Below are 13,668 nucleotides of genomic sequence, written 5' to 3'. Positions count from 1 at the left end.
AGCGCTCTGTCTGAACCCAAGTCCCGCGTGGTGCGGGCTGGTGTATATTGCGGATTTCCTCAGACATTGACCATCATGTCAGATAGGGGACGGTAGAGGAAACGGACAAAATCGTACGCTAAGCATGCGGCCTGTCAGGTTGAGGCCATAGAGTTTGACGTTTAGGCGTCAGATAATGCAGAAGGCGGCCCTAGTCTGACGTGATGTCAGTGAGCCGACTGACGCCCAGTTGAGGTGTACTTCAACTGGACGCGACAGCGGGTTACGTTGGTTTCAGCGGTAAACTTCTCGACGGTTGCCAAGCTGTACAACCAGTATCCGTAAGGCGCCGTCCTGAATCTCGCAGATTACCCGGAAGTCTCCTACGCGATACAGCCACAAGCCACCCAATGGGCCTGTAAGCGCCTTGCCAGCAGTTCTCGGATCATCCCTGCTGGACACCCGCTCATCCATATAGTCAAGAATGCGCTTCGCTGACTGCTTGTCGAGCTTCCGCAACTGTGTTTTGGCCGTGTCGGTGTAATCAATCGTCCAGGCCAAGGTCTTTCCTCACGTCCGCAGCAGAGTGAACGACCTCTGTATTTTTACGGACACGCTCCAGGACTTCAGCCGCGAGGTAGTAATCCTCAAGGTCAGTCAGGCCATGATCGATGATTTCGCGCAGATAATACGCCTTGGTACGCCCGGTGCTTGTCGCCAAAAAATCTAGGCGCTGCTCGGTTTCGGGTGCCAAGCGAATGGAAGTGGCCATGTCTAAGGCTCCTATGTGATAAATGTATTCATATTATCACAAATCTGCGCGAATGCTTAGCGTACGATCTTTTCCGAATTCTGCTAGCTCCCCCAGCTCAGCAATACACTGTCCGGCGAGCCATTGGCTTATGTTGGGAAAGGCTATCATCGCTTCCGGCGCTATGCGCCCCGTATGTTGCGATGCCTGAAACTCAAGGCCGCCTCCGTAGCCCAGCCCTTGATTACGGCGGCAAAAGCGATTGGAGAAAAGCTAGCGTCACCCTCGACAGACGACAGTTTCTTGCGACCGAATTCGAAATGGCATCGCCATCTGCGAGCACAAGAGCAGGGTGACAACAATTTTTTGGAGGTGGCGGTCCTGTTTCACCTGCGTGATGCTTTCCGGTCCGGGGACATCTGGCTCGACCATTCGCGCCGCTACGGCGATCTCAAGCAGGTCCTGGTGCCAATGAGTACCGCTCAGACTGATGCAAGGTTGGCCGTCCCACTTGATGCACAGATCTGGCTGACTGATCGAAAGGCGCGCCTTGCCGATGGTCTGAAGCGACTTGCACGTGCAGCCCGCAACGGAACCATCCCGCACGGCAGCGTCGAGGATGGAACGTTACGAATTGATCGGTTGACCGCTGACGTACCAGACACGGCACAGGAACTGATACTTGATCTCTATCGTCGGATGCCGCCTGTTCGGATCACCGATATCTTGCTTGAAGTCGATGCGGCTCTCGGACTCACCGACTCTTTCACCCATTTACGAACGGGTGTGCCATGCGGCGACCAGATCGGCCTGCTCAATGTTCTACTCGCTGAAGGGCTGAACATGGGACTACGCAAGATGGCGGAGGCCACCAACACACATGATTACTGGCAGCTCTCGCGTCTTGCCCGCTGGCATGTCGAGAGCGAAGCCATAAACTAGGCACTGGCGATAGTGGTAGCTGCGCAGGCAAAGTTGCCGATGTCCCAGGTCTGGGGCATGGGCACAACCGCCTCAAGCGATGGCCAGTTTTTTCCTTCTGCTCGCCAAGGCGAAGCCATGAATCTGATCAACGCCAAATATGGCACGGAACCAGGCCTTAAGGCGTACACCCACGTTAACGACCAGTTCGCACCGTTTGCCTCACAGACCATTCCTTCGACGGTCAGCGAGGCCCCGTACATCCTGGATGGCTTGCTGATGAATGAGGCGGGCCGCAAGGTGGGAGAACAGTACGCCGATACCGCCGGGTTCACCGATCACCTATTTGGCACCAGTTCCATGCTTGGCTATCGGCTTGTCCTGCGCATCCGAGACTTGCCCTCGAAGCGTTTTTACGTGTTCAACCCCGCCGAGACGCCCAAAGATTTGCGCAAGCTGGTCGGCGGAAAAATTCGCGAGGAACTGATTGTTGCGAACTGGCCTGACCTGTTTCGTTGTGCCGCCACCATGGCTGCCGGCAAGATCAAACCCAGCCAGTTACTGCGCAAGCTTGCCTCCTACCCGCGCCAAAATGATCTCGCGGTTGCGCTACGCGAGGTTGGTCGCGTCGAGCGGACGCTTTTTATTATCGAGTGGATCCTCGATACGGACATGCAACGCCGTACCCAGATTGGCCTCAACAAGGGGGAGGCCCACCACGCGCTCAAGAATGCGTTACGCATCGGTAGGCAGGGAGAAATCCGTGACCGTACCACTGAGGGTCAGCATTACCGAATCGCAGGATTAAACCTCCTGACGGCGATCATCATCTACTGGAATACGGTCCATCTCGGTCGTGCAGTCATTGAGCGAAGGAACGAAGGGCTTGATGTGCCGCCAGAGTTGCTCGCGCACACATCTCCGCTGGGCTGGGCTCATATATTACTGACAGGCGAATATCTGTGGCCTGAGCCGAAAACCGCTTAGGGTGTCATTTCGCCCGCAGCCGGAACCGCCCCCAACCTCAGCTTCTCGGAATGGTCGAGTGTGTTCGGCGAATACCGCGTTTAACCAGCTCTTGGACAATACCGCGTAAGTCGTCAAGGTTACGCGCCAAACGGTCCATGCTGATCACCCTGTGTTCTCCTGCTCAAAAATTGAGCAGGAGAACACCTGGGGGGCAGTTTTCGGTCTGCGGCAACACGCCAGTTATGAAACAAGGCACTGTTACTTCCTGCCAGGGACCTTGATTTTAAGCTTTTTGTAAATATACGATTGTAACAGCACTAATGTAGCATCGGCACCAAGCCAGCCACATAGCCCAATTACCACTCCTGAAACTTCTGGAGGTATACCAGCAGAGCGACAACCCAATAAAACCAGATATCCAGCAAATGCTGCACCAACACCTTGTAAAGTCGTCTCGCCTATGTAAATTGTTTGCCTCGCTCCTACTTTGCGCATCATGTGACCGAGCACACCACCAATTGCAGAAATCGCAACATATGTCCAAGATTCAAAAAAATCGGAGAGCAGATCATAATCATTCATAATTATCAGCCCATTAAAAAACGTAGTATTTCACACAACCTCAACTCTCGCAGCTTTATTTAATTCTTAAAAACCATTCAAAGTTTAAAGTTATATAACGTTTAAAGCCACAAACCTAATACTGTCAACCCATTAGCGATAGATGCGAAAAACTCGCAAGATGGTCTTAAAAATTTACAGTAAGCACGGCAGATTTTAACAAGCCATCTTTAACTCTTGAGAGCGTCATATTTAGAGCAGACTGCCCCCTGACGATTGAACTGGTGAACCTTCCACGATGCATTCTATTTAAATTGGAATCGATGGCGAAGTCAGCAAAACATATTCAGATCACAAAAGGCGTTTCGCTATTCGCCGCAAGGCAATTGTTATTTAAATGCAGCATGGGACTTGACAAGATGTTATTTCATCAGCTAACTAATCCTGCGTTAAATAGAACGCACCAAGCGAATCTTCGCTTCTAGTAGCCATCCGGCAACTTTCTAGTGATACTCATCAGATACCCACTTTCCACCTCGATATAACCTCCTTTTTTCAACGAGTTCATGATGGAAAGCGCGTGAGACCTAGAGACACCTGTTGTATCGGTAACAAATGATATAGCCGTCAGTTTGGTTTTCACTGCGTCAGGCAGCACATCAATCCACTCTAATGCGCACTTGACCTCGGCGTATCCATCGTTTACTAATTGACTAAGCCATTTATTCGAAATATTGTATGTGCTCCATTTCATAAAATCAAACATACCTTTCAGCAACAACTTGTCGGTGACGGCCAAGTGAATGCGCTCCTCAGGTAATTCGTAATAAACTGAACGCGACACAACTTCACATTTATTTGGAAAGCCGTCATAGGTCTTCGTTAGTTTATTTATCCAAAGCACACCTCCTGGCCCTACGATGCTTATGACCTTTTGGTCGCCTACAAACAAACGCCACACGCCACTTTCAATTGCAAGTATTGAATTATCACTACTCCTTGTAGGTGCACTACCTGGTTCGGCAATCTTTGTAGCGCCATTCATCTTGATCCAATTATGCAGATATCGAATGTTGGAATTGCCAACTTCATCGTTCCCAGAGTTCAACCCAGACATATGAAAACTATTCATTTTTTTGCCTTTTTTTGCCTTTTTTTGCTCATACCATTATGCGTAAAAAGCCAATATATAATCCAACGTTTGTTACGTTTATTTTGCTTTGCAAGTATTGACCGCTTCGTTTTCAACAGTAATATGACACAGCGTAACAGCGTAACAGCGTAACAGCGTAACAGCGTAACAGCGTAACAGCGTAACAGCGTAACAGCGTAACAGCGTAACAACTCTCTCATCGTTGGCAACCCATTCTCTTTGAAATTAACTTCTAGTCAATATATAGTCTGATTCTGGACAAAGCCCGCAGAATCATTTTCTTACGGAATTTTTTCGAAATTACTTAGGGAGGGTACTGAAGTACCATCCGATTTTTTATGCCTTCTCTGCTTGAGGTTAAAAACGCTTACTCGGTCGAAAACCAGAGCTTTTCTGTTATTAACTTATGGCTTTTTCTCTAATCGCGCTGTTTCAGGGCGATTAACCCGCATCACAGGCGCCCCTCTCCTGCACTCAACAACTGCTTTCGCACCAGTTAGGTGTAGCGGCTTGCAATCGAAAACAGCCGGGCTCGCAATCAGCGCACTTTCGGCTTAGATTATCTGCGACTGACGGAGGCCACGGGCTCACATTAATTGCGATCGAGCTTGCATTCAGCCGCGTCGGCCTCCATTCCATCGCTTCCGACTCACATTAGCTGCGAATGAAATGACTGGGGTCAGATCGGCAAGCCCGCCGCGAGCATTTTGTCGCGCAGCTCGGAAGCGCGGGCCGGATCGAGCGCGTTGCTGAACAGCGCCTTGATCTCGGTAGGCCTAGCGTCGAATGCTCGACCAGATCCTTGATGCGGTAGCCATGACGCGTCAGGGTCGGCTCCAGGTCATCCAGTTGTCGCGACAGTACGGATTTCCATCAGTTCCGCCGAGACGGGTTTTCGCCGGTCAGGTAACCGGCTTCGAGGGCCAGGCTGAGGTGCAGTTGAATTTGCAGTGGCGTGCGCAGCTTGGTGGCCAACTTGACTAGGGGGTGTTCTCAATCAGGCCAGCCATATGACGACTGATACAAGACTCAGCATCGACTGGTAGTTTCTTGCCAGTCGCTCATATCTGGTTGCAATACGGCGGTACTGCTTCAGTTTCTGGAAAAAACGCTCCACCAGATTACGTGCCTTGTAGGTATGTCGATCCAGCTTTCGGGGCGTCAGACGATTCCCTCTTGAGGGGATGACGGCTTCAGCCCCATTGCGCTGTATCAACTCCACGAAGGCATCTGAGTCATAATCTTTGTCTGCCAATACCGCATCGGGCGTAAAACCTTCGATCAGCGCTTCGGCTTGGCCATATTCAGAGCTTTGTCCGGGCGTCAGCAGCAGGCGTACCGGGTTCCCCAGGGCATCGACGGCCGCATGAATCTTGGTGCTCAGTCCGCCTCTGGACTTGCCCATGGCTTCGGCGTCCTGCCATGTTTTTTTGCCGCACCATGCTGACGAACGCGCACTATGCTGCCATCCACCATCAGGTGTTCTAGGTCAGCGTCAGTCGCAAGCGATGCCATGATCTGTAACCAGACGCCTTTGCGTGACCAGCGGTTATAACGCACATAGACCCGATGCCAGTGACCGTAGGTTTCAGGTAGATCCCGCCAGGGCGCGCCAGTTCGGGCAATCCAGAGTACCGCCTCTACAAATAGACGGTTATCGCGGGCGGTCACGCCACGGTCGCTGGCTTTGCCCGGCAGCAGTTCCTTGATGCGCACCCATTGATCGTCACGCAACCTATAGCGGCTCACCAGTTACCCCCAAATAGCTCAAGGGTATCGAATGGCACTAATTAGCTCAAATGAGAACGCCCCCTAGGATTGCTACCGCCTCGACTTTGGAAGCGGACAACACGGCCAAGGTGTTGAAAGCGTCGATAAAGCGCTGCAAGCGATCCGCCGGGGTGGTGCCGTCGCTGATCGGGCGATCCGGGATGCCATAGTAATCACCGCCCAATGCCATCACCTGGCCGTAGGTTGGTGCGAGCCCGTTGGGCAGGTGCAATTGAACATTATGGGCGAGGATCGGCTCAGCGTTTTCGACAAAGCGCAGCAGGATGTTGTCGCCAATGGCAGTGTGTTCGCCGGCTTCGAACTTGAGCACTGGCTTGCCTTTCAATGTTTTGAGATACGTTGGTGGCTGCGGATGACTGTGATGCTCAGCAATGTGCAGCACCAGATGATCGTTGTCCCCGGTAATAGCGATACCGTGCTCAGTAAAAAGATCATCGAAACGTGCAATGACCTGTTTCGGTTGTTCCTGAGTTGCTTGTGTAGACCTGACATTCCTAGCTCCTTGAGATGTCGTAGGTTGACTCCTAATAAACTGTATATATATACAGCTAAGACAAAGTAAGTCGAGAATGTTCCTACGTCAAGGAGTCATATTTTCCTACGCGCTTTCTGACGACGGCGATGAAATACAGCTGACGGCTATATTTTAAGTCATGCGATGACCTATGACCTATGACCTATGACCTATGACCTATGACCTATGACTTCGGCGAAGGCTCAAGCTGATGTCGGGCGGATCGGCAAGCCTGGCGGCGGTGACATTAACTGCAATTGACCAGGCTGTCAGATTGGCAGCCCTGCTCCCCCCAAGATCGCACGTTGTGTCGGGTTTGACGTGGTGTAGGCGCATAGCTTGCCGATCAGCGCACCCTGGGTCATCTCTTTCAGGTCCAGCATGGCGGCAGTTTGGTCGATGTTGGCTTTCTAGTTCATCACGGCTTGCAAGTTGATCTGGTCAACGGGACGGATCAGGAGTTTCTCCTACAGCGCCAGATCGTCAGCGCAATAGAGTCTATTCAATAAGGTCGAGGTAACGGCGTTTTGCAAGGTAGTTGTCGCGTCAACCGTGTTTTTATGCAGCTATTTTCAGTACCGGCAGCTCCCTTTCCGGGTTAAGCGTGACAACCCCAATGGGCTGCCAATTACGCGTCGCGCCTGACCAGCGATGAGGGTGTTGATTACGAGCTTGCTGATACAGCACATGGCGCCTGCGGCGTTTTTCAAGGTAGTTGTCGCGTCAACCGTCTAACTATGCCGCTATTTTCTCGATCTGTTGCTCTCGATCCGGGTTCAGCAGCACGGTGCCGATCGGCTCCCAGTTACGCGTCTGGCCTGACCATCGTTCCGGTTTTTTCTCCTTGGCTCGTTCGTACAGCTCATGTCGCCGGGCCAAGACCTGATGATCCAGCCCCCGATGCCGCTCAGCCGGTGTGACGAACCGGATACGACTATGCCGGTGCTCGTTGTTGTACCAGCGCATAAAGTCCCTCACCCAAGCGCGTGAAGCGTCCAAACTGACAAAGCCATCCTGCGGCCATTGCGGGCAGTATTTCAGCGTTCTAAACAGCGACTCCGAGTAGGGATTGTCGTTGCTCACACGCGGCCGGCCCCGCGAGGGCGTGATGCCCAGTTCGTACATCTTGCTCAGCAGCGTCACCGACTTCATCGGCGCGCCGTTGTCCGAGTGCAGCACCAGCGGTTCGTGCAAACACTGCTCTGCGATCACGCTGCGTTGCAGCAGTGCGGCGGCTTTCTCCCCGCTTTCTGCGTCGTAGACCTCCCAGCCCACGGCCTTGCGGCTGTAAATATCCTCGATCAGATAGAGGTAGTAATACTTGCCGCGTATCGGCGAGGGCAGATACGTGATGTCCCATGACCACACCTGATTGGGCGCTTTGGCCGCATGCGTCGTCGGTGCTGCGTGCCTTCTGGGTCGCTGGCTGCGGCCTCGATGTTGCTGTTGGCCTGCCGCACGTAGAACGCGATAAAACGTCGACTCCGACGCCAGATAACACGCTTGATCGGCCAGTCGTGGCACGATCTGGCTCGGCGGCAAGTGGACGTACTCCGGGCTGTTACACAGCGTCACGATGGTCTGACGCTCGACTTCGCTCAGTGCATTTCGCGGTGTTGGCCGTGTGACAGTCGTTCGGGCATCTGCCGGGATAACGTCTGTTTCAGTCCACCGCTGCAAGGTTCGCAGCGATAGACCGACTTCCCGGCAGGCCCTGATTTTTCTGGCGCCTGCCGCGACCGCGCTACCCAGCCAGGCAACGAGCAACTGGCGCTCTGGCAAAGACGTTAGTTGTCCTCGTTGTCGTTCGTCCCCCAGTAGTCGTTGAGCTTTTTTCGCAGCACCAACAACGCGGCTGTTTCAGCGAGCGCCTTGTCTTTGCGGCGCAGTTCGCGCTCAAGTTCCTGGATGCGTTTCTTGTCTTTGCGAGCTTGCTCGCGATCTTCTTTTTGCTGGGCTTTATCTGCCTTCTGACCGTTGATGCAGGCCTGCCGCCAGGCCGTAATTTGCTCAGGGTAAAGGCCTTTGCGGCGGCAGTATTCACCCAGGTCGATCTCGGATAAACCGGCGGCTTCGAGCACGACAGCAAACTTGGTTTCGGCTGACCAGTTTTCGGCCAACGACTTGTTTTCGGACACTGCACTTCCTTCAGAACTGAGCTGCTTGCGCCAGTTGGACAAAGACATTTCGCTGACCCCTTCGCGCCGGGAAACCTCGGCCATCGACAGGTTCTGCGGGGGAAGCAGCATCTTGAGTAATGCGGCTCTGCGTTCAGGTGAATAGTACGGCACGACCAGTCTCTTTCCGCCCCCGATATGCTTTTTAAGGAAAAATCGGAGAGGCGACAACTATCCTGACACCGGGGGAGCCGGCCAAGGGTGAGCAACGATAACGCCTATGCCGAGGCACTTTTCCGCACCGCCAAGTACTGCCCACTCTGGCCGGATCAACCTTTTGATACGGTCACTGATGCAAGGCTCTGGGTGCAGAAATTCATCGAGTGGTACAACGAAGATCACCGCCACAGTGCCTTGAAATACGTGACACCAAACGAGCGACACGAAGGCAAAGCGACGGCTTTATTACAAGCTAGAGCAGCGCTTTATGAAAAGGCCAAGGAAGCGAATCCGAGCCGCTGGAGTACCAGGACACGCAACTGGAAGCTGGCAGATGCGGTGTATTTGAACCCAGAACGCCCTGAAGTTAAGGACGCAATGGGTTAGCCACAGCAGTACTAAGGCGACAGGTACCTTGACACGTACCGTCCTGGGCAAAAGGAAGATCCAACCAATATGCCTGGTTAAGATCTTGTAAATCATCCAGTATCTTAACAGTATGTGTTATTTTCGCGCATTTTGAGCGGGTATTTGCGGGCGATATTTACAGAATCCCTACGTCCAAAGCATGGTTCAGCTCGGACTCAATGTCGACCGCCATACCATCAATCATGAAGTCGTTTGGCGTGATCACACCAAGGGCCATCATCACCAATGGCGTCCCCATATCTAGGTGCTTTGCGAGGACTCGAATGGCCTCCAAATCCTTCAATGTCGGCATGGGCTTTCCGGCACGCCAGGAGCGTAGCTTCAAAAATGGTATCTGCGTCTTTTCCGCCGCCTCCCTCAGATCGGTAGACCACGTTGCGGCAATCAGTTCATCAATGATGAATTCCGCTGAGCCGGCGACGTTCGATTTCGTGACGGAGTCAAAGTAGTCCGCGGCTTCTCGGCTGTCCTGTGCATTTAAAGAAGACTTGAACACAGCGGAGGACTGGATCAAGCAATAATCCGACCAACAGAACACGTCTGCCATTTGCAGCACACGAAACCCAGAGCAGCCTAAAAATGCGGCAATTTTATCGATACGTTTGCGATCCAGAACATCGAGTAACACATGCGGCTTGGACCTCGACACATCGCCGAAGCAACTGGCAAGAGAGTCCGCAGTGAATCCACACTGATTACTGGCAACTGCGAACGGAACAGATAGCAGATCACTTCTGTCAATTATGGCCTGATAAAGGCGGAGCCCTTTAAGCACGACGAATCCTTTTCGTTTTCATACAATCATCAAATTCACCGAAGCGGATACCCTATCTCGGCTGACAGCCCATCAATCTTGAGCTAAGCCGAATCTGAAAATGACATTGGGATCAACACGTTCGGTAACTGAAGATTCATCCAACCCCGAGACAACACTAAAAGCGAAGGCCGAGGATACTGATAGCAATTGGCCAAGTTTATCGGGTAGTGGCTCAACATTGGAATACGTGAGCAACGCTTTTTGGATTGCCACCGGGAATTTCCAACGTTTGAGGAGCTCAGCGGCCACCTCTGCGTTGTCAAAGCCTAGTAGATCCTTTTCAACTGCTCGCCGTTTCATAAAGTCCAAAGGGGCTACGTGTTGAATTACTTCAGACGCCTCATTCGGCATGACAAGGTGAATCAATAGCACGCCCAAACCCTGCATTAATCCTGTCGTGAATGCCTCATCACGGTCATGGTCTTTTTTTGCAGCCAGGTGAGAAGCCATGAACGCGGTATGAAGCCCCATTTTCCAATAGGCGGGCATATCGATGCCTTGCACTTCTGGAATCGCTTTCATCGTAAGCGTCTGCCTAAGACATCTTGCCTAGACGACTTCGCCAATTGCTTACGAACATTACGTATCTGCGACTACAGCTGACAATCCCCTTGCCAAGCATGATTTGCCCAACATATTTTGTGTGATTAAGTTGGCACCCCCCGGGCAGCAATAGCTCCCCATATAGCAACTGGTGACACGGGTGTGTAGCCTAGCCACACTAGGGTGGCGGAATGTTTTGGGGCCGGCCTTCCCCCTACACTAGCTTGATATGAACCCACTCTGCGAGAGCGTATGCCACATCCATTATCTACATCAGGTTATCAACGTCTGCTTGCCCCCCCGGTGTCAGGATAGTTGTCGCCTCTCCGATTTTTCCTTAAAAAGCATATCGGGGGCGGAAAGAGACTGGTCGTGCCGTACTATTCACCTGAACGCAGAGCCGCATTACTCAAGATGCTGCTTCCCCCGCAGAACCTGTCGATGGCCGAGGTTTCCCGGCGCGAAGGGGTCAGCGAAATGTCTTTGTCCAACTGGCGCAAGCAGCTCAGTTCTGAAGGAAGTGCAGTGTCCGAAAACAAGTCGTTGGCCGAAAACTGGTCAGCCGAAACCAAGTTTGCTGTCGTGCTCGAAGCCGCCGGTTTATCCGAGATCGACCTGGGTGAATACTGCCGCCGCAAAGGCCTTTACCCTGAGCAAATTACGGCCTGGCGGCAGGCCTGCATCAACGGTCAGAAGGCAGATAAAGCCCAGCAAAAAGAAGATCGCGAGCAAGCTCGCAAAGACAAGAAACGCATCCAGGAACTTGAGCGCGAACTGCGCCGCAAAGACAAGGCGCTCGCTGAAACAGCCGCGTTGTTGGTGCTGCGAAAAAAGCTCAACGACTACTGGGGGACGAACGACAACGAGGACAACTAACGTCTTTGCCAGAGCGCCAGTTGCTCGTTGCCTGGCTGGGTAGCGCGGTCGCGGCAGGCGCCAGAAAAATCAGGGCCTGCCGGGAAGTCGGTCTATCGCTGCGAACCTTGCAGCGGTGGACTGAAACAGACGTTATCCCGGCAGATGCCCGAACGACTGTCACACGGCCAACACCGCGAAATGCACTGAGCGAAGTCGAGCGTCAGACCATCGTGACGCTGTGTAACAGCCCGGAGTACGTCCACTTGCCGCCGAGCCAGATCGTGCCACGACTGGCCGATCAAGCGTGTTATCTGGCGTCGGAGTCGACGTTTTATCGCGTTCTACGTGCGGCAGGCCAACAGCAACATCGAGGCCGCAGCCAGCGACCCAGAAGGCACGCAGCACCGACGACGCATGCGGCCAAAGCGCCCAATCAGGTGTGGTCATGGGACATCACGTATCTGCCCTCGCCGATACGCGGCAAGTATTACTACCTCTATCTGATCGAGGATATTTACAGCCGCAAGGCCGTGGGCTGGGAGGTCTACGACGCAGAAAGCGGGGAGAAAGCCGCCGCACTGCTGCAACGCAGCGTGATCGCAGAGCAGTGTTTGCACGAACCGCTGGTGCTGCACTCGGACAACGGCGCGCCGATGAAGTCGGTGACGCTGCTGAGCAAGATGTACGAACTGGGCATCACGCCCTCGCGGGGCCGGCCGCGTGTGAGCAACGACAATCCCTACTCGGAGTCGCTGTTTAGAACGCTGAAATACTGCCCGCAATGGCCGCAGGATGGCTTTGTCAGTTTGGACGCTTCACGCGCTTGGGTGAGGGACTTTATGCGCTGGTACAACAACGAGCACCGGCATAGTCGTATCCGGTTCGTCACACCGGCTGAGCGGCATCGGGGGCTGGATCATCAGGTCTTGGCCCGGCGACATGAGCTGTACGAACGAGCCAAGGAGAAAAAACCGGAACGATGGTCAGGCCAGACGCGTAACTGGGAGCCGATCGGCACCGTGCTGCTGAACCCGGATCGAGAGCAACAGATCGAGAAAATAGCGGCATAGTTAGACGGTTGACGCGACAACTACCTTGAAAAACGCCGTGCCCTCCAAAATCGTATCTATGACTTCACTAGAGATGCCCTGTCCGATAAAGGCGTATGCCTTGAGGCGGCAGATCACCCGCTTTGGGTAAGCGATTACAACTATTTGGCCATTGCGCCTATGAGGGGTGGTTTGCATGTGGAGTTCTACGGCGAACTGTGGGACGAGCCATTTCAATGGGTTCTCGAATGCCTAGCCGAAGAACCCGTGGCCGACACCATTAGCTCTCTTGCTTTTTCGGGGCCTGACGAGGGGGCGAATGGTACGCGCGAATGGGAATTTACTTCCTTACTCGACACTCAGGTTAGCTTTCCCATCCTCAGGTCTCTTTCAATCCGACCGACTGAGCCGCAGGATCACAACATTTCACTCATTCAGCGCTCCGGCACCAACATGGAAGAGGGCGGGGAGGTTGCGCGGTTTGTGCAAAAGGCACCTTATCTTTCCGAACTTATAGTACCAAATGCCCCAGATTCAACATTTTTCCAAGTGGAATTGCCTCATCTCTCGGCTCTGCATGTTGGCGGTGGTTCGGACACCCAAAGGTTTATTGAGAACCTTGCAAAATCCACGAATCTGCCAAGGCTAACCGTATTGGACTTCACAGAATCAACCGAGCTGCAATTTACTTGGTCGAATGAACGCCATGAAGGTGTCATCACATCCTTTGCATCGTATGAGCGACTGCTGCGCAGCGCTGCGTGTGATCCACTAAGGGGCCTGTATTTGCGTAATACATGCCTCACGCTGGAACAACTCCAGTCACTTCAGGCAATCCGACCGAACCTGCAATTGATGGTCATACAGGCGACACAGGGCGGATATGTTAATCATTTCAGCAAGGGAATATTCCCTTGGCATCACCTCGTGCAATCTGATCCGGGACAGCTGCCCTAGCCAAACAGCTAGCGAAAAAGGTTGCACAAGATCATCCCCC

Annotated in this window: 10 protein-coding genes and 5 pseudogenes; 4 read left to right on the top strand and 11 right to left on the bottom strand. The window is 53.0% G+C overall.

The genetic code is table 11. The annotated features are described in order from the left end of the window. Positions 1–273: 273 nt before the first annotated feature. Together ACA068_RS30330 and relB are read right to left on the bottom strand one after the other, a co-directional pair. Positions 274–540, bottom strand: a complete 267-nt coding sequence (locus tag ACA068_RS30330; protein ID WP_497310843.1) for a type II toxin-antitoxin system RelE family toxin — start codon at positions 538–540, stop codon at positions 274–276. Beyond that, on the bottom strand, positions 524–751 hold the full coding sequence (gene relB, locus ACA068_RS30325; protein ID WP_005730594.1) for a type II toxin-antitoxin system RelB family antitoxin: 228 nt from the start codon (positions 749–751) through the stop codon (positions 524–526). The genes ACA068_RS30330 and relB overlap by 17 nt, the downstream gene beginning before the upstream one ends. Positions 752–844: 93 nt before the next feature. Here relB and ACA068_RS30320 point away from each other — a divergent pair. Further along, positions 845–2,638, top strand: a pseudogene (locus ACA068_RS30320) (Tn3 family transposase); the annotation flags it as partial. A 67-nt stretch (positions 2,639–2,705) separates the two neighbouring features. On the opposite strand, the pseudogene ACA068_RS30315 reads toward ACA068_RS30320, so the two are convergent. The 7 genes and pseudogenes from ACA068_RS30315 to ACA068_RS30285 form a co-directional block, all read right to left on the bottom strand. Next, positions 2,706–2,786: pseudogene (locus ACA068_RS30315) on the bottom strand (recombinase family protein); the annotation flags it as partial. A gap of 92 nt (positions 2,787–2,878) precedes the next feature. Continuing rightward, positions 2,879–3,202, bottom strand: coding sequence for a phage holin family protein (locus ACA068_RS30310; protein WP_497310842.1), 324 nt, complete (start codon positions 3,200–3,202; stop codon positions 2,879–2,881). Between the two features lie 460 nt (positions 3,203–3,662). Beyond that, complete coding sequence (locus ACA068_RS30305; RefSeq protein WP_497310841.1) at positions 3,663–4,313, bottom strand: helix-turn-helix domain-containing protein; 651 nt, start codon at positions 4,311–4,313, stop codon at positions 3,663–3,665. A 700-nt stretch (positions 4,314–5,013) separates the two neighbouring features. Continuing rightward, positions 5,014–5,309 (bottom strand): annotated as a pseudogene (locus ACA068_RS30300) (ExeA family protein); the annotation flags it as partial. 22 nt (positions 5,310–5,331) lie between these two features. Beyond that, a pseudogene (locus ACA068_RS30295) lies at positions 5,332–6,050 on the bottom strand (IS5 family transposase). Positions 6,051–6,144: 94 nt separating this feature from the next. Then, a pseudogene (locus tag ACA068_RS30290) lies at positions 6,145–6,617 on the bottom strand (phospholipase); the annotation flags it as partial. Positions 6,618–7,374: 757 nt separating this feature from the next. Further along, positions 7,375–8,930 (bottom strand): IS3 family transposase gene (locus ACA068_RS30285; RefSeq protein WP_497303394.1). Its coding sequence is split into 2 segments (ribosomal slippage): positions 7,375–8,463 and positions 8,466–8,930, totalling 1,554 coding nucleotides; the frame shifts between segments, so codons are not numbered across the junction. 87 nt (positions 8,931–9,017) lie between these two features. Here ACA068_RS30285 and ACA068_RS30280 point away from each other — a divergent pair. Then, entirely contained in the window at positions 9,018–9,362 is a 345-nt protein-coding gene (locus tag ACA068_RS30280) for an integrase core domain-containing protein (protein WP_497310840.1), read from the top strand. 157 nt (positions 9,363–9,519) lie between these two features. Here the strand turns inward: ACA068_RS30280 and ACA068_RS30275 are convergent, their stop codons facing one another. Beyond that, the gene (locus tag ACA068_RS30275) at positions 9,520–10,179 is read right to left on the bottom strand and encodes an XRE family transcriptional regulator (protein WP_497310839.1); all 660 of its coding nucleotides are present in this window, start codon (positions 10,177–10,179) and stop codon (positions 9,520–9,522) included. A gap of 72 nt (positions 10,180–10,251) precedes the next feature. Beyond that, a complete protein-coding gene (locus tag ACA068_RS30270) occupies positions 10,252–10,743 on the bottom strand; it encodes an HDOD domain-containing protein (protein ID WP_497310838.1) in 492 nt (163 codons plus the stop codon). 393 nt (positions 10,744–11,136) lie between these two features. Between ACA068_RS30270 and ACA068_RS30265 the strand changes: the two genes are divergently transcribed. Both ACA068_RS30265 and ACA068_RS30260 read left to right on the top strand, forming a co-directional pair. Next, positions 11,137–12,692 (top strand): IS3 family transposase gene (locus ACA068_RS30265; RefSeq protein ID WP_497303394.1). Its coding sequence is split into 2 segments (ribosomal slippage): positions 11,137–11,601 and positions 11,604–12,692, totalling 1,554 coding nucleotides; the frame shifts between segments, so codons are not numbered across the junction. Positions 12,693–12,869: 177 nt separating this feature from the next. Next, a complete protein-coding gene (locus ACA068_RS30260) occupies positions 12,870–13,628 on the top strand; it encodes a hypothetical protein (protein WP_497310861.1) in 759 nt (252 codons plus the stop codon). The last annotated feature ends 40 nt before the right edge of the window (positions 13,629–13,668 follow it).

The organism is Pseudomonas sp. LBUM1660 (assembly GCF_059695935.1).
This window is presented reverse-complemented; position numbering and strand designations above follow the sequence as displayed.